Here is a 26177-nt window from a genome sequence, read left to right on the forward strand (position 1 = left end):
TAAAACATATCTTATAAATTAGCTTAATAACGATAGCTTGCGCCTAGTAAGACTCTTCTATCTGTCAAACCTTGGAAACAATTTAGACCACCTTCATTCATACATGACTGAGGTGCGTCAGATTGTGTGATATTAATACCTTCAAGCCCAACACTAAATTGCTCATTAATATCATAGTTGATACTTGCGTTTAATTGCCCACGAGCATCGTTAACACGTGGTAAACCAAATTGGAAAGCATCGTTAGAATTGATATAAGCTGAACGCCAAGTATATCGGGCTCGAGCACTAATTCCATACTTCTCATAAAACACGGTAAAGTTATAAGAATTTTTAGATAAATTTTCAAGTTCTACACGGTCTTTAGCGTCTTCCTTAGGAATACCTAACGCTTCTAATATTGCCTGACCTCGACCATTTAAATTTCTAAAATCGTCACCACTACTTGCTGTCTGGTATGTATAGTTAGCGATAATACCGAAACCAGAAGCCCAACCCAAATCATCTTCAAACTCAGAAAGGTTATATTGGAACGCTAATTCGACACCTTTTTGAGTAGTATCACCGTTACCATTAAAAATAGACTGGAATGGCACACAAATACCTTCACCTGGGATAGGGTTGTTTATATTTCTATCTGCAACAGGGTTAAATATACCACCGTCTTCACATGGAGCCGTGATATCAATATTTAACACACCATCTACCACATTTCCTGGTGGATCTTCAGTAAAAGGTATATGCAAGTCTTTACGTTTCTTATAGAAAACGCCTGCAGTCACCACACTTGATGGCGCGAAATAATATTCAACACCTAAATCTAAAGATGTAATATCTTCTGGTACAAGTGACGGGTTACCTGCCTCAACAGCTGCGTTAGCGTTTGAAGTAAAACGAGTAGACGTTGATAAGTCGTTAAAATTAGGACGTCTAATATCACGGCCTAAACCTGCACGTAAAACCACATCATCAGTTAGATCTGCTACAATATTTACACGAGGTAAGATAAAGTCATAATCGCTTGTTTCAACACGCTTGGTATCATCATCAAGTAAACCAATAGATGATAGCTCTGTATTAATATAGCGAACACCAAAGTTGCCTCGCAACATATCAGTCTCAAAATTAGCTTGTAAATATAATGCTTGTGTTTTTTCTGTAATACTAAAGAAAGCATTATTATCTCTGGTTATTTTACCTAACATTTCACCTGGGTTACTAGGATCATCTGTTGTCGCTAAAATAGCTCCGTTAATTTTATCTACCACTAACTGAGGATTACTGAAAGCAAGAGCTGGATCAGTTATTAAAAAATCACGTACAAACAATCTGCGACCATCTGCAGCATTGAAATTAGGTGAGCCTGCAACAATAATATCGGAGAACATACTTGCTCTTGGTCTATCAAACTCACTTGTAGAACTTGTTAAGTTTACCCGTTCAGTTGCATTATTATCTCTAAGAGTAGACGTATCACTATAACGATAACCAGCATCAACTGACTTGATAAACGGTATGATACCATCAGTAAAATACGTAAAGTCAGTTCGGAAAGCAACTTCAGAGTTTTCAGCTAAATTGCGGCTTTGCTGAGCCTGACTTAAAGCGTAATTAGCAGGGTCAAGCATTTGTGCCCTAGTTGGAGATGAATCCAAACCCTGAGCAATACCAAATTGAACTACACCACCTCGTAAGTCATATTCAACAGGCGTACCATTATCAACACTTCCGCCAGGACCACCAACAGGTTGAGCTGAATTTGGGTTAATGAAATCAAGGCGCGTGTTTAAACTAGGATTGACCGACTCAGATTCAGCGGCTGCAAACTCTGCACTTATCTCAAAATTATCTGCCTCGTAATCACCACCGATGCGAAATACCGAACTTTCAGTTAGACGGGCGCCCGTTAATGATCGAGTACGCACGTTAGGGTTCAGACCGCTTGCTAATGCTGTATCAGGTAGTAAAACACCCGATGTTACCGCTTGGATACTTGGAATATTAATAATGCCATTAGGCGTGTCAATAGCACCTAAATTCACAGTCTCAAAAGTATTGTTTGTTGTTAAATCAACAACATCGATATCAGACACACCCGAAAACTGTACTTCGTTACTTTCTTGAGTCCGACTTTGATCATTATATAGACCGTCTACATAAAATTTAAGGTTATCAGTCGGTGCCCATTCAAATGTAGCTGATAGGTTTGTCGTATCATAAATCAGATTATCATAATCCTGATTAAAAAATTGAATCCGTAAAAAATCGAAGTCTTGTGCACTGCCAATGAGTCGGTCAGATGTTTCGCCATTCCTAGAAGCGGCTGGATAATTTTGATCACTCGTCACTAATCCATCACGGTCAGCTCGTGGTCTAAATGCAGATACATTTTGTTTTGCATAGTTTGCACTGAATACCACACCCATTTCGCCTTTAGGAGCGTCCCAATTAACACCATAGGTACCAGACAGTATGGGTAAATACTCATCATCAACGTCCAAATCGCTATTTTGCATTTTTGCACGTACAGCAAACACGGTCTCATTTAATTCAAGAGGACGCAGTGTACGTAAATTTATAGTGCCACCGACCGAACCTTCAATCATTTTGGCGTCTGGTGACTTCGTGACCTCTACTGAAGATATTAAAGAAGCCGGTAAGTCTTCAAAACTTATCCCTCCTCGACCTGCCCCTGGTCCAACGGTACTAATACCATTTATTTCTACTCTGTTTTGGTCTGTACCGCGTATTTGAACAGCAGTACCAACACCCGCAGTTCGAGTTATTTGTATACCGGTTACATTTTCTAGTACTTCTGCTAAGTTTTGATCTGGTAATTTACCAATATCGCTCGCTTGAATAATTTCTACAAAATTGTTTGCCGTTCTCTTTTCGGCAAGCGCAGCTGTTAGAGACGAACGAATACCTGTCACTTCAATTACTTCTGTATCATCACTTGCGCTAACTTCTTGTGCATAAGCATTACTAGCTACTGACGTTCCGATTATTGTAAGTACAGCAACTGCAACTGCAGATTTTCTGAACTTGAATTTGTTTTCTGTATACTTGTTCAATGTGTATTCCTCAGTTTATGTGTGTGGTCAGTATGTTTGATTCATAGTAAGTAAATAGTAAAATGCTATTTTTATAAAAAGGCATTGCTATCAATTAGCTTTTATTTAACTCACATTATTAAACATTAAACAAACATACTATTAACAAATATACCACCAAATAAATCAAGATCAATCAAATTAAGACATAAAACTACGCAATATGATTAATAAAGTTCATATATGATTGTTTTTTAGGGATTTTGGTAACTATATAACTCAATGCATTAGTTTTTAGTCATGAGTTATTTAAGTGTTCTGTTTTTTAAGAAGATTACAGAAGTATGTGATTAAAAAAATACGAAATATAGTACTAAATTTACAATGGAAACGATGGGTTATTATATGATTATGACTTTTACCGTATATTTTCAATAGAATATAAGTCTCTAGTCTGGTGGCTTCTGGCCTTCAATTCTTTCAGAGCTTGAATTTCACTAGCCTCAAACAAAGAATTGATCATACGTTTAAAATGTTCATGCATTGCGATACGAGATTCTTCAGGTTGATGGTTCTTTAAAGCAATTAATATTTGCTGATGTTCATGTAGGCGCTGAGCATCGTCAAGATAGCAAACGTTTCTATATGCATCACTAATATGCGAACTATTCTCTCTAAGTTCCCAGAACTTATTTACTGCCATAACCATTGCCTTGTTTCGCGTCGAATTAGCGATTACTCGATGGAAATCTGCATCTGCTTTTTCAAAATCCCCCTTTTTCATATCTTCAATACATTGTTCTAACTCTGATAACTCTTCATCGGTAATATTCAGCGCAGCTAGAGCTACTGTCTCACCCTCGACTAATGCCCTAGCTTGAGTCAGTTCAAATGCGCTGATAGCCTGCTCCGATGATTCACAGATAGATTGGTCTAACAAGTAAACACCTTTGTTCGATCTAACTTCAACTTTTCCTAATACTTCAAGTGCAATCATTGCTTGGCGGATTGTAGGACGACTGACTCCAAGTTCTTCTACTAAGATCCGCTCAGACGGTAATCTAGCACCGGCCTCATAAGTGCCATCTTTGATTTTTTCTTCTATTGTCTTAACAACCTTCCAGAAAAGTCTTTTTTTAATCATTCTTTTTCTATTTAAATATTCATAAAACTAAATTAAAAAACAGAAATAATAATTCAATACAAATTCAACTATTGGCATATGTAAAAACATCTACGAAATTAGCATAAACATTGTAGTAATAAATTTACTTTAGTCACAACTTGTTATATCTCCAATGCTCAAACCAGTGTTATACATGGTTATATAAATGCCAGCTGTAGAGTCAAAATTACTGATTTTGTTTAGTATTTAATATAACCCTAATAATTTTGGTAAAAACTCACTAATACTTGGAACATAAGTCACTAGCATCAAAACAATAAACATCGCAATATATAAAGGTAATAACGGTTTAATAATTTTACCTATCGTTGTCTTAGCCACTGCACAACTGACAAATAATACTGAACCTACAGGTGGAGAACATAAGCCAATTGATAAGTTAAGCACAATCATGATCCCAAAATGTAACGGTGACATACCTAACTCAACAGCTACAGGAAGGAAAATAGGTGTAAATATTAATACAGCGGGCGTCATATCCATAAACGCTCCGACAGCTAATAATGTCAGATTTATAATTAGTAAAATCAATAATGGATTTTCACTGAGTAATAATAAAAAATCTGTGATTGCTTTAGGAATATTTTCATATGACAGAATCCACGACATACCTGAAGAAGCACCAATTAATAACATCACTATTGCAGTTGTCTCACCTGCTTTTAATAAAATACTAGGTATTTGTTCTAAATTAACCTCTTTATATACAACAACAGCTAATAATAATGAGTACAAAACAGCTACCGCACCAGCTTCTGTCGGAGTAAATATACCACCAATTATTCCACCAATAATGATGAAAATTAAGAACAGGCTTGGAACAGCCGCAACAATTTTTTCTAAAACAATTTTTAAAGGTAAGCGGGCCTCTGTAGGATAGCCTTTTAATTTAGCGTAACCCGAACATACAATCATTAACGCTACAGCGACGAGTAATCCAGGTAAATAACCAGCAACAAATAAAGCTGCTATGGAAACACCACCACTGGCAATTGCATAGATAATTAAAATATTACTTGGCGGTATAAGCATACCTGTCGTCGCAGCAGCACCAGTTACTGCAGCGCTAAAATTTTTGTCATAACCTTTCTTCTCCATCTCCGGTATCATGAAACTTCCTATAGCACTTGTTGCTGCAACCGCTGATCCTGAGATAGAACCGAACAAAGCACACGACAACACATTAACCAAGGCTAATCCACCTGGTAACATACCAATTAAAGCCATCGCGCACTCAATTAATCGTTTTGCTATACCGCCTTGTCCCATAATCAAACCTGATAATATAAAAAACGGGATAGCCAGTAATGCAAATGTATTGATACCGCTAGCCAAACGCTGCGCAATAGTAACTGCTGACGGTATGGCATCAATGCTAATTAGCATGGTGACCAAGGTCGCAATACCGATACTGAATGAGATAGGTACATTAATGAGTAAAAGTACTATAAACACTACCAGTAAGATTAAACCTGAAAACTCCATTTCTATACCTCTTTAACAACATCGATGCTCGAAGAAAATAACTGAACTATTTTCAACAAACCGAAATAAACTATTAATAAACCAGAAATTGGGATAGCTACATATACATAAGCCATCTTTATTCCCATAGCGGCTGATATCTGAACAGGTTCTAAGGTCAAAGCAACCAACGAACAACCACCAATCACCATAACCCAAATTGCAAACATCAACACAAACAAGTGAGAAATTGCCGCAATTACTTTTTTAAAGTTACCTTGAAGTTTGTTAGTTATAATATCTAAGCCTAAATGTGCATTCATTTGGTAACCATACGCAGCACCGAAAAGACCAATCCAAATAAGTAAAAATCGTGCTAATTCCTCGGTAAATGAACTGGACGACTGTAGTACAAAGCGGGTAAAAACTTGTAAACTCACAATTAATACAATTGCTATCATTTGTAAAATGATGACGTTTTTTAGTCCACTTAATATAAAGTTATGGAATTTATTCATTAGGCACTTCCTGCTCCATTGCTTTAATTTGTTTAATAAATTCACCAATAATGGTCCCTTCATGACTTTTATATAATGATTGTACGGAATCAACAAAAGGCTGTTTATCAGGATAAATCACTTCTACTCCTGCGGCTTTAACCTCATTAAGAGAACGTTCTTCTAATTCACTCCAAAGTCTTTTTTGTAGCTCGATAGAATCGTCAACTGCTAACTGAAGCCACTCCTGTTGTTGTGGAGTTAAGTTCTCAAAGATATGCTTACTCGCAACAATAACGTCAGGTACTGATGTATGTTCATCTAATACGTAATAATTTGAAATTTCATAATGGCGGGATAGGAAAAATGAAGGAGGGTTATTCTCTGCACCATCAACAACACCTTGCTGTAAAGCTGTATATAGCTCACCGAATGAAATGGGTGTAGCTGATCCCCCCATCGTATTAACCATGTTTACAGCACTAGGACTTTGCATAACTCGTATTTTTTGGCCACTTAAATCTGATGGGGTTTCAACACGCTGTTTAGACGTATAAAAACTTCGACTTCCAGCATCGTAATAACCCATACCTGTGAGATGAGCCTTATCAGTAGCGCCAAGTATAGTTTTACCAATGTCACTTTGCAGGACTGCCCAACGGTGTTTATTATCCCTAAATAAATATGGGACACCATAAATTTTCATCTCGGGAACAAAGCCCTCAATCGCTGCTGCAGATACTTTGGTCATTGCCAAACTACCAATTTGTAACAGTTCTAGCATTTCCCGCTCACTCCCAAGTTGGGCATTAGGATAAAGTGAAATTTGCATTTGGTTGTCAGAATAATAAGATAACCGCTCTCCCATATAAACCATTGCTTGATGAACACTATGTTGTTCATCAAGTGCATGACCGATTCTCAGATTAATCACATCATCTTCTGAAGAGCAGCCAGTAATTACCATCAGAATTGATAGTAAGGCGATATATTTTCTAAACATCTGTAGTTCCTATGTTAAAAAACGATTCGAACATATTATTTTTTATGTGTGATAAATCCATTATTTCGGTATAGCTTCATGTAAGAGTAATACACTAGGCATTGAAATCATTTTGTGAGCTCTATCACGATTACTTGGTTGACTGTGTAATGATAAATAAAATTGTCCCGATTTGGCGCTTAAGTCTCCTTTACCTTTAAACACTCTGTGCTCGAAGGGTAAATGGCTACTTTCAAAAAGCATGCGATTAGACTCAGTTGTGATTGTTTCTATTTGTTGTGGATATAAATCAGCATTCTGCACTTCTAGTGTTTCAAGTGAATCACTATCAATCACAAAGCGGAAAATGTCATCTTCTTTTCGAACTAAGACTGATAACGCATTGTTGTTTAATACCTCTACAGTGTGAGGCTTAATAGGGAATCTACCTAAAGAACCCCCTCCTCCGAAATCCCATCTAAAGTTTGTCCACTGACTGATTTGCTTAACCTGCCAATCATTTTGATGACTTCGAGCTACAAACATTTGAGTATTACCATTTTTTCCGTATTTATGATAAGAAATTATTGGATTATTACCCTGATCAAAACCCAATTTAATGTTCCCATTAATCATACCGCCTTTGACACCAACAGGATCCACGATCTCTGCGGTAGAATGTCTAATAGGTAATTGAAGTCGTTTGCCTGTTGAATCTTCCCAATTGACTAAATCTGAACTTCTTGCATATGATAAGCTGTGATTAGTTGACGCGTCGGGTGTATCTCTCCACACCCATATCAAATGAAAATTTCCATCTGGCCCTAGTGTTGGGCCTTCAAAATAACCACTTCTTTTTCCCTCACCATCTAAAAACTGATTGTCATGTAAGCGTCGCCATGTTTTTGTCTGCGTATCATAGATGTTGTATATTTCATTCCCGTTTCCGCTTCCACCATCACGGTATTTCGCTATTAATTCATCATTTTTATTTTTCAAAAAGATGGGGTAAGTCATTTTCCTTTCAACTGCGGGGTCGACCATAACACTAATGCGTTTTAATGAGCGGACTTTAAGCGGTTCTGACATTCGAAAATACTCTATTGCATCCGAATGTAAATTACCTAACACATGCAGATAACCATCTTTATCCAATTCAATAGTCACATAATTATGGCTATCCCAACCAACCCAGCTATCTACCTTATAATAACGCCAAGGTGTACCAATTTTACGATGAGCAATTGTCATTTGACGATTACTATCATAATAGGCTACAAACTGCTCATTTCCTCGAGTTATTAATGCTGGCGATACACGATGTCCAGACCACACATTATCAATTGCTTCACTTTCGACTACTACAGAATGATCAATGTTTGCATGTACTGAAAAGGTCCAAATATATGTTGCTATATTAAATAGCAGTATAAATAGAAGGCGTTCCCGCATTAGCGGTTTAATTGTTCTTGTAAAAAATAGTTCTTTATTAAATATATCCACTAAAAACCCCTTATATCTGATATTCCAAACTTGCAGTTTTAATCATAATAGTGCAATATCGCTCATGATTTATCAACATATAATTAACACTTGTTTGATATAAATATTCATATTTGCTTAATCAAAAGGAAAAAGTTAATGAGATTTAATCGACCATTATTTATTAAAGGCACCTTAAGTACTTTGGCGTGCAGTTTTATGCTGATTGGCTGTCAAAGTGTTACCAATAACAGCGAAATAGATAAACAATCTAAAAATTCGATGTTAAAAAATGAGCAGGTCGTGAAGGCGTATGGTCGTTTTGTACCCGAAAGGCGAGATGATTTCGCATGGGAGAATGACAAAGTCGCATTTCGCGTTTACGGACCAGCAGCCCCATTAAAAGGTCACTCAAGTGGTGTTGATGCATGGTTCAAAAAAGTTGATTATTCAATTATTGATAAATGGTACGCACAGCATATGTTAGGCATCTCGTATCATGTCGATCATGGCGAGGGCTATGATCCCTACCACACAGGTATCAGCCGTGGTGTCGGTGCAACTGCCGTTTGGATTGATGGCCAACCTTATGCAGCACACAGTTATAAGACGTATGAAGTCCATGAAAACAATGGCGATAATGTATCCTTTACTTTGCAATATGAGTGGATGACGCCAATAGGCATCGTTAAAGAAATGAAAACAATATCACTTCCCCTCGGTTCACAATTATTTGAAGTTAACTCGGTTTTTACTCTGGACGGTAAACCTGCTGAGTTACCAATCGCAATTGGCGTTGCAACGCACGATGGTAAAGCGCAAACATTTTATGATCGCGCTAATGGCCATGTTTCAGCGTGGGAAACTATCGACGATTACGGTGTAGGTACAGGTGCGTTAATAGATCCAAGTAAGATCGAAGGTATTGAAGATATTAAGAGTGATGTTAAAGACGAAAGTCATATTTGGATGTTAACTACAACTGATGCAACTGGTTCGCTAAATTATAAAGCAGGCTTTGCATGGGAAGTTGCAGGTGATATCACTAACCAACAAGCATGGGATGCTTATTTGGATAATGTCTCTCTGTAAATAAGTATTACTACCATTTAATTGATGGCGAGGTTTTAACTTAGGAATTTATTTTACTCGCCATTACTTCATAAAAATAATACGGGAATATATAAGTGGAAAAAATTGCTTTTGTCATGAAGCTCATTCCAGGTAATGAAGCAGAATATAAAAAACGCCATGATGAGATTTGGCCTGAACTAGTGTTAGCTCTAAAAGAAGCTGGTGTATCAGATTATTCAATATTTTTAGACACACCTTCCAGTCAGTTATTTGCAGTTCTCAAACGCACTATTCCTAACAGTATGGATGATTTACCTTTAACGCCGGTCGTTCAAAGATGGTGGGCAATGATGGCAGATATCATGGAAACTAACACTGATAATTCGCCTAAGGTAACAGAAATCAATCAAGTATTTCATCTCGATTAAGCTAGGCCATCATGAAAAAGTACTCAACTTTATTTCACTCTGCTCTCATAACGCTCACGTTATGTTTTAGTTATGCAACTCAAGCAGTACAAAAAACCGCTGCGCAAGAAAAACATACACAGCACTATCATTTTAACGCACTCACCGATTTTACCAAATGGGATGTAGGCGATGTTCCTTACTATAAGGATAGACGCAATCAAGCATTAGGTATTGATGCACGAACCCTTGAATATCGAGGTCTATTTGCAACTGCCACAAAAGAATTTACTGGCAAATATGCGACATATGATATTACGATTACAATCATGACAGAAGAGGATGGTGAACCGACCTATCGATTACTAGTAAATAACGAGATCGTTGACACCTATCGAGCACCTTACTTAGGTAAGGGGTCGGCTAGTGATCTGCAGCCGCATAAACATACGTGGCAGAATATTAAACTCGCCCCTGGTGACACAATAGGCATAGCATCCAACGCACATACTAACGGCGAAATACCAGAACATGGAGGAACGGCTTGGGCAAGAGGCAGATGGCAAAGCCTTAATATAAGTCCGGCTGTGAAGCGCAACGCTATTCTCGCTGACTTTAAACCACATAGCGACTTATTTTTAGCGCAATTTGACATCAAACCTGACGTTGATGATATTCACTCTATTGCCGCATTGGGTTCAATGCTAGCCCATCCAGATTTTAATAACATTAATTATGTTGCAGTGACTGGCACTTATGGCAAACAAGAAGGTAGCTATGTCAATGCTAATCCACTGATGACTAACGCCTTTGGCCGCGAAAACTTGCGTTGGTTCGATGCACGTAAGGATATGACAAATGCAGTCCTCAGCATTCGCGACAGAGCGCGTGCAGTCCTTATGCAAGGTGGCAAAGTTTGGGTGCAAGAGGCCGGACAATCTGATTTTACCGCTAAGTGGTTGTATGCGCTTAGTGACAGCGGTGTGCATGATGTACTGATTAAAAACAACATCATCGTTGTGCAACACAGTGCATGGAATGAAAAACACACTACTCCAGAAGCATTGAGCTTTGTCAAAGACAAGGCAACTTACCAAGCTATCACCGATGGCAATAAACCTAAAAAGGTATACAACCAAAAAAATCGCAGAGGCCCGCTAACCCCTATGTATATTGACGCACATTCGCGTTGGTTAAATAGTGCTACTGATAAGCGTAACTCACGGCAGGAAGCGCGCGCTCTATGGCAACAAGCGCAGCTGCTAATTGAGCAACAAAATTTCACTGCAAAATATTCAGTCATCCCTAAAGGGGGAGTCGATTTTTCAGATACCGTTGCTGCATGGTGGATATTTAACCTTGGTCAACCGGTTGTATCAGTACATGCGTTTTGGCAGAAGTATGTTACTGATGTCGTAATAGACTTTATTCAGCCGCCACAAGGTCGTTTAGCTATAGTGATTGACGGCAACTCACCTGACCCTGACGATATTGGGGCTACGCCTGTCATGCTGGCATTACTCAAACAATCAAAGCTTACGGAACGATTAGTACATTTGTCACATTCTTGCGACTTAAATCCATTCAAGAACAAAGGTCGTCAAATCAATGCTACTGATGAAGCACGTCGCCAAGAGGTACTACACACACTTAGCGCAAAAGGTATACAGCTTTTTGGCCCGTTTAATAATTTGCGTGACTATTACAATTGTCGTGTAGACAAAGTGAGGGCTCGCGACGATTTGATCGATGCTATTAATGGATCCACATCACAAGACCCACTGTGGATTATCGAAGCCGGTGAACCAGATTTAATTGGCTATGCCCTTGACCAAGCTGACCCTAAGCGAATTCAGCACGTACATGTGGTATCACATCACCCAGCCAATGATCACAGCGGCGATTTTTTTACCTGGCAACAGATATTAGATTTTGGCGTGACTGAGCATCAAATTGGCGATCAAAATGTGGCTTTACAAACTCCGATGTATCATTGGGACTGGGCTAAAAAACACGAGTTTGCGGGCTATCAACTAATTTGGGACATGCTCGCTTATGCGGAACAAGACGGTGTAGTCCCCTTTCAAACCAATAAATTTGATATCTCTGATGCAGGAATGATTTATTGGTGGATTACCGGTGCAGATGAAGGCGGTAATAACTTTGCGTCACCGGGCGATGTAAAACGGATATTATTAAAGGGTTATGAATAAACTTAACTTAATCATCATTATGGCATTTTCTCACTTGGGATATGCCAGTGAGTTACAGGTGTATCAGGATATTTCTGCCCCACTTAGCCAACCAAGCTATATTGAGCGTAATGGCACAGTTGTGATTGAAGCAGAACATTTTGCGACACAACATCAAACGCAACTTCGTCGCTGGTTTCGCTTTGCCAAAACATCATTGCAACACCCATTTGCTGATAGCGATTCGCTACATTACAGTGATACTAGTAATGGTCAATACATTGAACTACTACCTGATACACGAACAAATCATTATGAGCCATTGATCGTTGGCGAAAACTTTTCTAATACTCCAGGAGAACTCGCGGTATTATCGTATCCTGTCTGGTTTGTAACGCCCGGCACTTATTATGTGTGGGGACGGGCCTACAGCACCGGCTCTGAAGATAACGGATTACATGTTGGTCTAAATGGTACATGGCCTCAATCAGGACGAAGAATGCAGTGGTGTAAAGGGAAACATCACTGGACTTGGTCATCCGCCCAGCGCATTAAAGACAATCATTGTGGAGTACCACAAACCATTTCATTAAACATCGATACTCCAGGTCTACATACGGTAAACATATCAATGCGTGAAGATGGCGTAGAATTAGATAAACTCATTCTCACTTCTAATGCTGAGTTTATACCGTCGGGGAAGTCTTTACCGCCAACCATTTTGACAGAAACGGCATATCCAGTGAAAAACATACTAAAAAATATCGAATCCTACACACGGATTTTTTGGGCCGATATAGATTTTTCGTCTACATCAATAGATAACCAAATAACTGCCAATACTGACATGGTCAAAACTACAATAAGTCGCCGTGATGCAGGGAAACGAGTTATTTCATTAGTCACATTAGGTCAACCTGGACTCAAGGTTAATTATACCATTGCAGTCAATGGCGAGCCCATCGGTACATTTGAGCAAACTAATTCCGTTACAGTCGGACAGGAGTATACGCATCGCACTGCTCCTGTTAATTTAAAAAAAGGCGATGTAATCAGTGTGGGCACCCAAGCTATACCTCACAGCAAGCAAACTCTTGCAGATTCTAATACCAGACAACCACTGTGGCGCGCAGTGGTATTAAGCAGGAACTAAACTTATGAAAATTTCGAGTCATCGACTTAAACACCACATCTTCACAAGCCTGAGCGCAATTGTTTTGCTTGGCCTTACCGGGTGTGGTGTAAATTCTACCGCGTCTACTGCAGCTGAAGTGCGAGCAGATACCGCGCAAACTGCCGCAACCGAGCGTCCAAATATTTTATTTATTTTGGCCGATGATCACCGTTGGGACATGCTTGGCAAATATCACCCAATTGTCAAAACACCCAACCTAGATACCCTTGCCAACAACGGCACGGTATTTAAAAATGCATTTGTTACCACGCCAATATGTGCAACTAGCCGGGTCAGTATTCTCACCGGATTAACCGAACGCACCCATGATTACACCTTTCAACAGCCGACCACTGGCGTGGTCGAATCAGCTAACATGTATCCCAACTTGATGCGTCAAGATGGTTATGAAACAGCCTTTGTTGGCAAATATGAAATGCGTATTGCTGGAGACAATGCCGAACGCTTTGACTATTTTAAACCCTTGCTACAAGCCCGTACCGAAATATATGAGGGCAATGAACTTCCACAAACCTATTACATTGCTGAACTCGCCAACGATTTTATCGAACAATCTTCACAAAACGATAAACCTTGGACCATGTCAGTGAACTTTTGGAATCCTCACGCTCACGACTTTGATACGCAAGACCAGTTTCACTACCCTGAAGAATTTGCAGGTATGTACGATGATGTCGTCATTCCACCTGCTCGCTTATCGGATGATGAGGTTTATGACGCATTACCTGAGTTCTTAAAACGCTCAGTAGCACGTGACCGTTGGAAATTTCGCTTTGCAACCCCTGAAATGTACCAAAAAATGGTTAAACGCTACTATCGAGCTATCAGCAGCGTAGACAAAGCTGTGGGTATGATTTACGACAAGCTAGAAGCAGTAGGACAAGCCGATAATACCGTCATCATCTATATGGGCGATAATGGCTTTACGCTAAACGAGCGACAGCTTGCTGGCAAATGGTTCGGCTGGGATGAGGCCTTGCGTGTACCGTTAATTATTTATGATCCGCGTGTCAAAGCTTCTGCAGGTAATGAGATCAACGAGTTCGCGTTAAACATTGATATCCCTTCTACCATTTTAGCGCTCGCAGGCACCGAAACACCAGAGAGTTATCAAGGTGAAAGTCTGTTACCACTTCTTTATCAGAGCGCTGATTCTCAGTGGCGTAACGAATTCTTTTTTGAGCACATGTATCAACCCTCTCGGGTATACATTCCGCCAACGGTGGGTATACGCACAAACAAATGGAAATATGTCGATTTTTACAAAAACGGCTATGAGCAGCTTTACGATCTCGAAAATGATGCCGGTGAGGAATTTAACCTCATTGACAATCCGCAATATCGTGACACAGTACAACAATTAAGTGCCAAAGTAGACGACTACATAGCGCTATATGAAAGTCAACGCAGCAAAGAAGTCAAAAGCCGCAAGTCCTTTATCAACGTTCGGCACGCCGATAGCACCTCGACACAAGGAACAAATGATGAATAGACGTGATGTTCTAAAAATGGCCACAGCAGTGACCGGTATGGGTCTAATTGCGCCACTCTCCGCTGCACTGTTAGCACAGCAAGAATTAACCTTAGCTAATGGGATGCTTGGTAGTGACAAACCTCAGTATTTTAGCCAAGAACAACTTGGCTTGATCAGCTTAGTCATGGATACAATTTTGCCACGTACAAATTCCCCGTCTGCCTCAGATGTGAATACCCATCTGATTATGGATAACATGTTTGCTCAAGTGTTTAAACCGGCTTACAAGGAAACCTTTCAACAACGCTTTTCAGCATTTCAAAAGCTGTTAATGGCGCAAAATTTTGTATTAGCGAATCCCGCGCACAAGCTCGCATTACTGCAACAGCTAGAAAGCAGTAAACCGGAGCAACGCACAGCGGCATATCAGGCGTATTTTGATATCAAACAGCAAACAATTAGTTACTACCTCAAAACCGAAGAGATTAGCAAAAAGCACCTTAACTACTTACCGATACCAGGCATATACGTACCATGTATCAAAGTATCTGAAGTAAACAACATAGCATGGGCGATTTAAAGATGCAGATTCAATATGATGCAATAGTCATTGGTTCAGGGATTTCTGGCGGCTACAGTGCCATGGAGCTATGCAAAAAAGGCTACAAAACATTAATGCTTGAACGTGGGCGCATGGTCGAACACGGTGATTATCCAACCGCACACCTTGACACTTGGGACATGCCCAATCAAGGGAAAGTCAGTCGCAAAGAAGTTGAAGAACATTACTTTAAACAAAACCGTCTTGGATGGTGGGTCAACGAAGATGTCAAACCCTTCATCAATAAAGATGATGAATACCCGTATGATGAAGATGAACGCTTTGACTGGATCCGTGGGCATCACGTTGGTGGACGCTCCGTTATGTGGGGTAGACACTGTCCACGCTGGAGTGATTATGATTTTGATGCCAATAGACGTGATGGTATAGCTGTAGATTGGCCGATTCGCTACAAGGACATCGAATCATGGTATGATTACGTCGAGACCTTTGTTGGTGTTGCTGGGCAAGCTGAAGGGCTAAAACAAGCGCCAGATGGAAGGTTTATTGCGCCGTTTCCCTTGAACTGTGTCGAGCGCAAAATGCGCGCAGCAGTGCGAGAAAAATACCCAAATCGCGTGGTAACTCCGTGTCGCACCGCTAACCTCAGTGAATATAATCCAGAAGTACATTTGGGCACGCGTGGCCAGTGTTTAGCTCGGAATCGATGTAAACGAGGCTGTCCTTTTGGCGCTTTTTTCAGCACTCAGTCGGCAACCCTTCCGGTGGCGCGTGAGACCGGTAATTTGACCCTTAAATCGGATGCGATTGTCATGGAAATCGTATACGACGAACGCCTCAAAAAAGCGACTGGTGTCATGGTAAAAGATGCCAATACTGGCGAAGTAACCACGTATTATGCGCGTCTCATATTTTGTAACGCCAGTACCGTAGGTACAGCAGCAATTTTGCTTAATAGCCGCTCTGAAACCTTCCCTAATGGTTTAGGGAACTCTAGTGGCGAACTCGGTCATAACTTAATGGATCACCATTACGGTATGGGAGCATCAGGGATCCTAGAGGGCTATGAAGAAGAGTATTACAAAGGCAGACGTCCAAAAGGCTTCTTTATACCGCCGTTCACCAACATTGATGAAAAAACCAAACAAGGCGAATACCTGCGTAATTTCAGCTATCAAGGTGGTGCAAGTCGAATGAATAATGTACCAGAGGGTATGATTGGGTCAGCTCTGAAAGCTGAAATATTTAAACCTGGGAAATGGCGAATCAACATGGAATGTTTTGGTGAGATCTTGCCCTATCACGAAAACAAGATGTATTTGAACTTTGATAAACGTGACAAACACGGGATGCCTATCATTACTTTTGATGCTAAATTACGCGAAAATGAAATTAAAATGCGTGAACATGGCGTCAAGTGTGCCATCGAAATGCTCGAAGCGGCGGGGTGTACAAATATCAGAGGTCGCAATAATGTCACTGCAGTCGGTGCCTGTATCCATGAGATGGGCACTGCCCGCATGGGACACGACCCTAAATCCAGTGTACTTAATCGCTGGAATCAAATGCACGATGTTCCAAATGTATTTGTGACCGACGGTGCTTGTATGACGAGCGCCGGCACGCAAAACCCAAGTTTGACTTACATGGCGTTAGCCGCACGTGCAGTTGATTATGCGGATAAACAAATCAAAGCTAATAAACTATGAAAACTATCCTATAGAACTATCACGGTAATAGATTTACACAACCTTTACACTGCAATAAATATAACCTATTTAAAAAAGTGCTAGAATATTGACTATAATCTGGCACTTTGAGTATATGGAACTAAAATGAAAGCAATGATCAAAATAGTCACTTCTACATTTTTGACGTGGTCAACATATTTCGGACAACCCAGTTAAGCAACTTTTTGTAGTTTTACCATTTCCTGCTCATACTGATTTGGGCTTTGATACCCCAGATATGAATGCAGTCTATAGCTGTTATAGAACATCGTGATGTAATTCAAGATATCCTGTTGTGCTTCGTATCGAGTTTGGTAGTTTCGCCAATGAACCCGTTCGTTTTTCAAGCTGCCGAAGAAACTTTCAGCAACGGCATTATCCCAACAATCGCCTTTTCTGCTCATGCTGCCAACTAGGCCATGAGCGTTAAGTAATTTACGATACTCGTGACTGGCATATTGCGAGCCACGGTCGGTATGCACAATTAATCCTTTCTCTGGTTTTCGCTGCCATATTGCCATTCTCAGCGCGTCAATTACCAGCTTTGCTTTCATCCTTGAGCTCATGCTCCAACCAACGATTTTACGCGAGTACAAATCAATCACGATGGCTAAGTACAACCAACCTTCTCGCGTCCATATGTAAGTAATATCAGAAACATACGCTTTGTTAGGCGCATCCACAGTAAACTCACGATTGAGCACATTATCAAACAACGGCTTGTTATGGTTACTGTCTGTTGTCACCTTATATTTCTTGCGATAACGAACCCACACCTTGGCTTCAAGCATTAGCTTCTTCGCCTTTTGGCGACTCACTGGATAGCCTAAACAATTCAGGGCATGCTTCATTCTGCGGCTGCCATACGTGTTATCACTAGCGACAGCTATCTTTTTCACCCACTCGATCATATCAGCATGAGTAGGGTCTATTTCTTGTTCTATCTTCGCCCAACGGTAAAAGCCGCTGCGCTTCACCCCTAACAATTGACACATTCTGTCAACGGGATAGGTCTTCTTATTTTGGGCAATGAAGCGGTACTTTACTTCATTTCTTTGGCAAAAAAGACCGTTGCTTCCTTTAAAATGTTTTTGTCCATTTCAAGCTGGCGAACCTTTGCTCTCAGTTGCCTAATTTCTTCTTGCTCTGGCGTCAGCTTGCCATTACCACGAAACGCCTGACCATCATTATCTTGTTCGTGTTCTTTCATCCAACGGGTAATCAGATTTGGATTAATCTCCAAGCTTCTTGCCGCTTCAGCTCGACTGAACTTCTGATCAACCACTAGGCTGATAGCGTCTAACTTAAATTCTTTTGAATATTTTTTTCTAGCATTCATAATGCACTCCAGTTTTGAGAATTATCTCTTATCTAGAGTGTCCGAATCAAATCTACCACCTCATTTTGACTATTTACGCTACATCTGCATTAAGCGCTGATATTTTTTATGCCGATAAACAGTTTACGCAGCACAATTATGCAAAAGCACTATCTGCTTACAAAAAAGCGACTGAAGTAGGTAACCCGCATGCATATTACCAACTTGGCAGCATGTATTTACAAGGCTTAGGTACTGAAGCTAACATTTTAGATAGTATAGCGTTCTACTCTTTAGCTGCTGAACAAGACTTTTATAAAGCACAAATGATTTTAGACCAAATTATTAGTGAATTACCTATTGAGTCTCATCCAAAAATCTTATTATTTATTGAAGAAATTAGTCAAAAATATAGTTATAGCAAGATTCGGGCTAAATATTTTCCTGTCATTAAAATCTCCTTGTTAGATGATAAAATCATGTTTGATGGTAAAGATTCATTGCAAACAGTATTTCACCCAGAAGATATTGATTTAGAAAGTCTCGAAACGAGTAATTCAGCGTCTTTTAGTTTGGACGATGAAGATTCAGATTTTGGCGGTGTTGATGACCCCTTTGGCACAATATTAACACAACAAACGACGCCCTTTCTTATCATTGATCATGACATAAAAAAAGATGGTTCGATTCACAATGTAAACGATGTCCAAAAGTTTGGGTTACATATGAATTTACTAAATGAATTCAAACTTTTTCCATTGCCTAAGCCTGAATTTCAGAATCAACCTACTGAATTTCCTAGTCGTTCTTATTTAGGAGCTGCTTCATTTAGTAAGTTCACTATGTTACGTGAAAATGAAAGAATGTACCGTACCATCGTCAAAAAGAAGCAATTCTTTGCTAAACAGAATACGTTAAATGATCAGTTTAATCTCGCTATGCTATTGTTGAATTTTCCATGGTTAGGTCAAGACGAATATGATGTTGAAAGCATTCTATTAAATCTTGCTGAGCAGGGACACTCTCCAGCGATGTATGAGTATGGAATGAAATTATATCGTGAACAAAGAAAACTAGACCAAGCAATTGACTGGATATCAGAAGCAAGTAAATATGGTCTTTCCAGAGCAGAGTATCGATTAGGCACTATCCTAGAATCTAGTCCATGGGTAGAAAATGACGAAAAAAAGGCGCTTTTTTGGTATTCATCGGCTTTTGAAAAAAACAACACCTCAGCAGGTATGAGAGCGACGAGATTATTACTTAACGCTGCAGAACCATCATTGCATAATGTTGACCGGGCAATTGAGTTTCTTGAACGACTAGAAGAAACTGAGTTAAATAACCCTGAATTTTATTTTTTAAAAGCCTTAGTACATAGAAAGGATAAATATAGAGATATAAGTCTAACAGTGAAATATCTAAGAGATGCCATTTTTAAAGCTCAGATAGCAAACTGGGAAACTAATGATTGGGAAGAGTTATTAAATCGAATAACTCAAGGTACTATTTATGTTACAGATGAGAACTAACAAGGTTAAACGTTAGCTCTCATCTAATAATAAAAGTTATAAAGTCACTTCTATTTGATAGCGCCCTGGTCCAATGTTTTGCATTTCACTCATATACGTCTCTTGTCCATTAAGTTTAAGTATATGTGAGTCTAATATTGGTAAGATAATTGTTGCTGTAGTATTTTTTGGTATCGTAACTTTTAAACTCAATGTTGAATTCAATAATGTCCAGTCAACACTTACCTTACCTTGAGGGGTGTTATACGAACCGCTGGCGCTTTTTAGTTGCTCTCCAAATTGAGGTTCGATACTAATACTTTTAAAACCTGGCGTGATAGGCTTTATTCCAAGTATGCCTTCATAGAACCATCTAGATACAGTACCATAAGCGTAGTGATTTAAAGAGTTCATACCCTCAGGATTAAAGCCATCCTTTATTGTATAGCTATTCCACCGTTCCCAAGTAGTCGTTGCACCATTATTTATAGAGTAAAACCATGAAGGATAAGTCTCTTTAAAAAGTAAATCATAAATAATATCGCTTCGACCAGCTTCTTGTAAAACTTGTGTTAGTAGTGGTGTACCTAAGAACCCAGTACGCAGATGATTATCTGCTAGTTCAATTAAGTCAATTAATTTATCTACAGCTAACGCTCTTTTCTCTTTTGGAAACAAGTCGTAAGCAAGTCCTAATAAGTAGGTTGTTTGCGTAGGTTTTGCTGAAAGTAAGTTCAATTCATTATCAAAAAAAGTCGTTAAAAACGCGGTTTTAATATTTTGATGTAATTTCTGCAAACGACTAATGTCAGCTTCTTTACCAAGTACTTTAGCAGTGTTAAGGGTTAATGCTACAGAATGCGCAAAGTAGGCAGTACCAATCAAACTAAAATTAGTATCTCCACGGTTTGCACCCTGTCCATCTTCTGATGCAGGTGCTGAGTAAGGCTGTAACCAATCGCCAAAGGTCGTCATATTAGAAACATACCCTTGGCTTTTCTTTTGGTGATACCCGACCCATCCTAGCATCATCTCATAATTATCTGTCAGGACTGTTTCATCCCCAGTCATCATGTAAAGTTCCCAAGGAATAATTGTGACCGCATCACCCCAACCTGATGATGCAAAATTAATCCACTCAACAAATGGAACATATAAAGGGATTTTACCGTCATCCCCTTGCTCTTCTCTAATACTTTGCAACCACGCTGACCAAAAGCCATATACATCCGCCATATACATTGAAGGAGTGACAAAAACTTGTGCATCACCAGTCCACCCTAACCGTTCATCACGTTGTGGACAATCTAACGGAATATCATAAAAATTACTGCGTAGGCCCCACGTAATATTCTTGCTTAACTTGTTTAACTTTGGATGAGAACTCGAGAAATTAGCATGAATATTCACATCCGAATGCTGTATCTGTGCAGTTGCCCAGTCCTTAGTAGGTTGCTTAGTTTGATCATAGCCAGATATTTCTATGTAACGATATCCATGATAAGTAAATGTCGGTTCATATTCGACAACACCATTTTCACTGGGCATAAAATGGTTAATTGATTTAGCACTACGATAGTTATCAGTATAAAATTCACCTTTATGCAAGGCCTCAGCATAGCGAACCGTAACCTCTTGACCTACTACAACAGGGATCGATAACCTTGGAACACCGACCATATTTTGACCAAAATCAAATATGACCTTACCTTCATTAACCGAGACGATTTCATATACTTGCATTTGTTCTGTAACACGTATTGGTGCGTGTCGTTTTGGTAATATTTGAATATCATCTGTTAACGGTTCAATAATAGATGTCGCCCAGTGAGACGCATCAAAATCACTCGTATTCCAACCTTTAATTTCTTTGCCTTGGTCATATTTCTCACCGTCATAAATACTTGCGAATCGGATTGGACCATCTTGGCTAACTTGCCAACTATCATCAGATACAACGGTTTGTTTTGAGTCATCGGTAAATGTGATTTCTAGCTGTGTCAATAAACGAGCAGGTACTTGATGCTCCGTATCTAAAAATTTATACACACGGGTTGAATACCACCCCCCAGCTAAACTTGCACCAAGTACATTTTCTCCTTGTGTTAACATTGATGTCACGTCATACGTTAATGACTCAATACGGGTATCATATGGAGTCCAACCAGGGAGCATCACATCGTTAGGTGCTACTTCCTGACCGTTGAGATAAGGTTTAAAAATACCTTTAGCACTAATGTATAAGCGAGCATGTTTAATTGGTTTATTAATAATAAAAGGTTTTCGTAAGTATTGAGGTGTAGCTAGATTGGACTGATTAGGCGAAATGTCATTACTATTTTTCGTTGTATCAGGATGTCCTATCCACTGCCCTAACCAATCCGCATTGCTTAATAAACCTAATTCTATTGATGCGGGCTTACTCCAATTTGACACTTGCTCTTGTTCGTCCCAAAAACGTACTCGCCAATAAACTTTTTGTCTAGTATTTAACGGGCTACCTTCATATCGAACCCAACTAGTTTGTTCGCTTTGCACCTTTAGCGTATCCCAATAATCAGGCACAGTATTAAACAATAAAATATCGCTAGCCACTTGAATTTGATAAGCAGTTTGCGATTGAGCTAGAGCTCTGTCATCTATTTTCCATGAAAAACGAGGTTGTGATTCATAATATCCTAAAGGATTTTCAAAACCTTCACCTACAATTAAGTTTACTGGGGCATCAGCTAAAGCTCGGTTTGTTAAATGTTGGCTATCATAAATGTCAGAACAAGCTACCATTGACAGAGACGCTATACTCAGACTGATAACTAGTATTGTGAAATTGGATTTTATTTTTGATAACATATATCACTCTTAACTAGATTACTAAAAACTATCACACCATCCTGCATTAAAATCAAAGCAAAAACAATCATAATAAGTCAATAATTATCATGCCTATTTATCCGATAAAAGTTTTACCTATCAGAAAATAACTTCTTTCACAGAACCTGAAACGAATGAAGGGGTAGAAAAAGATACAGCTAATGTTAAGGGATGTTACAACCTGAATTGTTGCAATAATTAAACTGATTAAGTATCAATCGTAGAACAGAAACTTGATAAAGTCTGATCTAATTGTGGGAATCATCAATAAGTAGATTTTTTCTTATTGATGACTAAATTAATAATGATTCTTTGTATGAGTCAACCTGAGGAAACACAATAGCAAGTTCTTCATCGGTGAATCCCCAATGCTGCTGTAAAATACTGCCAATCCATCCAAACGTATTGGTTGTCGGCATTAAATCTCGATTTTCATATAACTGTTCGTCAGCTAATCCTGGCCATTGACCTTTTACCATCCCTCCTTTCAGGCTTCCTCCAGCTAAAAACATAGCATTACCGGTTCCATGATCGGTTCCTTTTGTACCGTTTTCTCGGGCAGTACGTCCAAATTCAGTGGCAACAATCACCACTGTATTAGACCATTGCTCTCCCAGACCTTTTCTCAGTACGTCAATTCCAGTATCCAATTCAGCTAATTTTTGATTTAATCGACTCGCTTGTTGATTATGCGTATCCCAGCCGCCTAGCTCTAACATAGCACAATCCACATTATCCGAAGATGTCAGTAACTTAGCGCAATCCTTAGCAAGGTCTTCGAACTTACCCAACCTACCTTTTTTATTACCTTTCGAATTAACTATCCCTTTTAAAGCGAGTCCCTTGTTCAGATGCATCGATAGCAATTCATCATCTTGATATAGTTTTTCCAAAGCTAAGTAAATATCGTTATCCGCATCATTAAGACGAGAAGGAAACCACGTATTGACTTTAGAACTGCTTCTTAAGCTGATAGGAACAGCTCTTGAAATAGATAACGCTTTTTTATGTTTCACATCAATGGCTCTTGCTAACCATCCACTATCATGGTCAATTATCCCTTTACCACTTTCTAAAAAGTCTTGACCATCAAAATGTGAACGTCGTTGATATCCCGAAGACACAGCAACCACAGGTATAAGCTGTTTTGTTTTAAATAAACCATGCATATTTGACATTGCAGGATGTAAACTAAATCCCCTATCTAGAGGTAAGACTGGAGACGTAAAGCTTTGAGACAAACTAGGTCGTAATGTCGGATAGTGTTTATCAAAGCTTGGTATCACGGTATGTAATGAATCCAAAGCCCCACGTAATACTATCCATACAATTTTCGGTGATGATGCAGGAGTGTTAATAAGCATACTCGCTGACGCTATGCCAGGAAAAGAGAGAGCTGCTATGCCTGTACTCGCTAACTGAATAAACTGACGACGGGTATAACCGTTATTAGTTGTATTTGACATGGATTATCTCCGCAAAAATTCGGGGCTAAGGAATAATAGTGCAAGCGCCTGATGGCGGCTCTCAGCACGAATAACAGATAAATAAGTTGGATGATTGGGTATTAATCCTAATGTGTTATTCATCAGATTCTCTGCGTTAACATTTTTTAATGTACCAGTAAGCCTGTAGATCCAATCTATTCTAGACACTAATGCATTTGCACCTAACCAATCATCTATTTTATCACTATACCCAGCTGGCGTTCCCGCTTTAAAAGGTTGCTGACCGAGCATGCGGATCCCTGATAACAATATATTATCTTTTACCAATTCAGTGCCTAAGCTTCGGTAAGTAGAAATAATAAATTCACGAGGTGTTTTAAATTTTTGTGGCGATATTAACCAAGCATACTCAGATTCAAACATACTATGCATCACTGCTTTGATACTACCATTTGTCGCCTTCCAAGCATTATGCATCGAGACCAATAGTTTATCATCTGGTGTTTCACTCACGAAATGACATGCAATTTTACGGCAAATATGCGCGATGGTTTGTGGATGATTAGCAAGTGCAGACAACATCATCTGACCTTGCGCAATACCAGTTTGAGAATATCGCTTACCTAATAGTGTTCGTGTACCGGGTTCATGTGCATTTTTTCTAAATCTAAAGCCTGCGGAATCATCATTGGTTGATTTATCAATGCTCCAGCCACTGATCCCTTTAGCCAGCTCAATGACATCGGTTTGTTGATATCCCCCATTTACACCCAACGTATGCAGTTCTAATATTTCCCTGGCGAGGTTTTCGTTTAACCCCTTGGATTGGCGCTTTTTAGATATCTTAGAATTTGGGCCTACCGATTGTTCATTATTAAGATAAATAATCATAGCAGGATGCTGTTCGACAGCTAAAAGCATATCTTCAAATGTACCTAATAAATTACTTGCTATTGCCTCTCTTTCTAAAGTCGGTGCTAAGCCAGTCATTAGACGACCGGTTGCTGAAACACTGAAATGATTAGAAAAGAAATCGAGTAAACGCCAACTGACACTATGAGGGGATTTAATGGCTCGTTTTAATGAGGCTAAAGAAAGTTGGCGAACCGTTTTTCGGGCTTGCTCTTTGTTAAACATCGCTTTACTAGAAGCGTTTGTAGAATCTTCTTGGAGTAGCTTTCTATACTCTCTATAGCGCTCATGCTCGGCTATCATAAATGACGAATGTGGCAAGCCATCATCAAATGTCACAGGCTGAAGTTGTTGTTTTACCCATATAACAGGGTCCAATGTAGCATGCTGAAGATCATTAGCAATAGCACCATAACCGAAACGATTAACTGCAATATTTGCCAATGACCAGCCTGTATTTTTTCCACTTAACATTATTTATTCAACTAAATGATTTACTCTACTCAAATATAGATTACGTCTAAATTTGTAAGAATAACATTTAATTTACATATCTTTACATTTTAAATATCAAAGATTTGTGGAACGAACAAAAGGGCGAGATGATGATTGATCTTCTGTTGGAAAATCATTTGGTACTGGAATGGATACTGTACCAGTAGCAACCCATTGTACACCTCTTAAAAAGGTAGTGATAAACCCAACACTTTCATATGATTCTGATTGATGACCTAGCGTAGTATGAAAAATTCGACCTTGCCCATATGTTAGTACCATTAATGCTGGTTCATGTTTACCAGTACCTCCTTGTGATACTGA

At 39.2% G+C, this 26177-nt stretch carries 19 protein-coding genes; 8 read left to right on the forward strand and 11 right to left on the reverse strand.

What is annotated here, in order from left to right; translation table 11 throughout:
* Positions 1-23: 23 nt before the first annotated feature.
* From G2999_RS01480 to G2999_RS01505, 6 genes are all read right to left on the reverse strand, one after another.
* Positions 24-3074, reverse strand: a complete 3051-nt coding sequence (locus G2999_RS01480; protein ID WP_010178005.1) for a TonB-dependent receptor — start codon at positions 3072-3074, stop codon at positions 24-26.
* A gap of 397 nt (positions 3075-3471) precedes the next feature.
* Positions 3472-4197, reverse strand: a complete 726-nt coding sequence (locus tag G2999_RS01485) for a FadR/GntR family transcriptional regulator (protein ID WP_010178008.1) — start codon at positions 4195-4197, stop codon at positions 3472-3474.
* 228 nt (positions 4198-4425) lie between these two features.
* Positions 4426-5724, reverse strand: coding sequence for a TRAP transporter large permease (locus tag G2999_RS01490; RefSeq protein WP_010178010.1), 1299 nt, complete (start codon positions 5722-5724; stop codon positions 4426-4428).
* Positions 5725-5726: 2 nt separating this feature from the next.
* Positions 5727-6221: a TRAP transporter small permease gene (locus tag G2999_RS01495; protein WP_010178014.1), complete on the reverse strand. Its 495-nt coding sequence runs from the start codon at positions 6219-6221 to the stop codon at positions 5727-5729.
* A complete protein-coding gene (locus tag G2999_RS01500) occupies positions 6214-7203 on the reverse strand; it encodes a TRAP transporter substrate-binding protein (RefSeq protein ID WP_010178016.1) in 990 nt (329 codons plus the stop codon). The genes G2999_RS01495 and G2999_RS01500 overlap by 8 nt, the downstream gene beginning before the upstream one ends.
* Before the next feature lie 60 nt (positions 7204-7263).
* Entirely contained in the window at positions 7264-8685 is a 1422-nt protein-coding gene (locus tag G2999_RS01505) for a BNR repeat-containing protein (RefSeq protein WP_010178018.1), read from the reverse strand.
* Positions 8686-8823: 138 nt separating this feature from the next.
* Here G2999_RS01505 and G2999_RS01510 point away from each other — a divergent pair, with 138 nt between their 5' ends.
* The 7 genes from G2999_RS01510 to G2999_RS01540 all read left to right on the forward strand — a co-directional run bounded on the left by G2999_RS01510 (position 8824) and on the right by G2999_RS01540 (position 17277).
* The gene (locus tag G2999_RS01510) at positions 8824-9756 is read left to right on the forward strand and encodes a DUF4861 family protein (protein ID WP_010178022.1); all 933 of its coding nucleotides are present in this window, start codon (positions 8824-8826) and stop codon (positions 9754-9756) included.
* 95 nt (positions 9757-9851) lie between these two features.
* Positions 9852-10166, forward strand: a complete 315-nt coding sequence (rhaM, locus tag G2999_RS01515) for an L-rhamnose mutarotase (RefSeq protein ID WP_010178024.1) — start codon at positions 9852-9854, stop codon at positions 10164-10166.
* A gap of 11 nt (positions 10167-10177) precedes the next feature.
* A complete protein-coding gene (locus G2999_RS13655) occupies positions 10178-12358 on the forward strand; it encodes a hypothetical protein (RefSeq protein WP_010178026.1) in 2181 nt (726 codons plus the stop codon).
* Positions 12351-13490 (forward strand): hypothetical protein, encoded by a 1140-nt coding sequence (locus G2999_RS11560; protein WP_010178028.1) that lies wholly within the window; start codon positions 12351-12353, stop codon positions 13488-13490. Before G2999_RS13655 ends, G2999_RS11560 begins: the two co-directional genes overlap by 8 nt.
* 4 nt (positions 13491-13494) lie before the next feature.
* A complete protein-coding gene (locus tag G2999_RS01530; protein ID WP_010178030.1) occupies positions 13495-15024 on the forward strand; it encodes a sulfatase in 1530 nt (509 codons plus the stop codon).
* Positions 15017-15586, forward strand: coding sequence for a gluconate 2-dehydrogenase subunit 3 family protein (locus G2999_RS01535; protein WP_010178032.1), 570 nt, complete (start codon positions 15017-15019; stop codon positions 15584-15586). The genes G2999_RS01530 and G2999_RS01535 overlap by 8 nt, the downstream gene beginning before the upstream one ends.
* Before the next feature lie 2 nt (positions 15587-15588).
* Entirely contained in the window at positions 15589-17277 is a 1689-nt protein-coding gene (locus G2999_RS01540; protein WP_198006072.1) for a GMC oxidoreductase, read from the forward strand.
* 194 nt (positions 17278-17471) lie between these two features.
* On the opposite strand, the gene G2999_RS01545 is transcribed toward G2999_RS01540, so the two are convergent.
* Positions 17472-18637 (reverse strand): IS3-like element ISApr1 family transposase gene (locus G2999_RS01545; protein WP_076611658.1). Its coding sequence is split into 2 segments (ribosomal slippage): positions 17472-18391 and positions 18391-18637, totalling 1167 coding nucleotides; the frame shifts between segments, so codons are not numbered across the junction.
* Positions 18638-18702: 65 nt separating this feature from the next.
* Here G2999_RS01545 and G2999_RS01555 point away from each other — a divergent pair.
* A complete protein-coding gene (locus G2999_RS01555; RefSeq protein ID WP_010178043.1) occupies positions 18703-20148 on the forward strand; it encodes a tetratricopeptide repeat protein in 1446 nt (481 codons plus the stop codon).
* Between the two features lie 36 nt (positions 20149-20184).
* Here the strand turns inward: G2999_RS01555 and G2999_RS01560 are convergent, their stop codons facing one another.
* From G2999_RS01560 to G2999_RS13425, 4 genes are all read right to left on the reverse strand, one after another.
* Positions 20185-22911: an alpha-L-rhamnosidase gene (locus G2999_RS01560; protein ID WP_010178045.1), complete on the reverse strand. Its 2727-nt coding sequence runs from the start codon at positions 22909-22911 to the stop codon at positions 20185-20187.
* A 380-nt stretch (positions 22912-23291) separates the two neighbouring features.
* Positions 23292-24464, reverse strand: a complete 1173-nt coding sequence (locus G2999_RS01565) for a DUF1501 domain-containing protein (RefSeq protein WP_010178048.1) — start codon at positions 24462-24464, stop codon at positions 23292-23294.
* 3 nt (positions 24465-24467) lie between these two features.
* Complete coding sequence (locus tag G2999_RS01570) at positions 24468-25832, reverse strand: DUF1800 family protein (protein WP_010178050.1); 1365 nt, start codon at positions 25830-25832, stop codon at positions 24468-24470.
* Between the two features lie 96 nt (positions 25833-25928).
* The coding region (locus tag G2999_RS13425) for a ThuA domain-containing protein (RefSeq protein WP_010178052.1) at positions 25929-26177 on the reverse strand (249 nt) is incomplete at its 5' end.

The organism is Glaciecola sp. HTCC2999, from assembly GCF_000155775.1.
Taxonomy (GTDB): Bacteria; Pseudomonadota; Gammaproteobacteria; order Enterobacterales; family Alteromonadaceae; genus Opacimonas.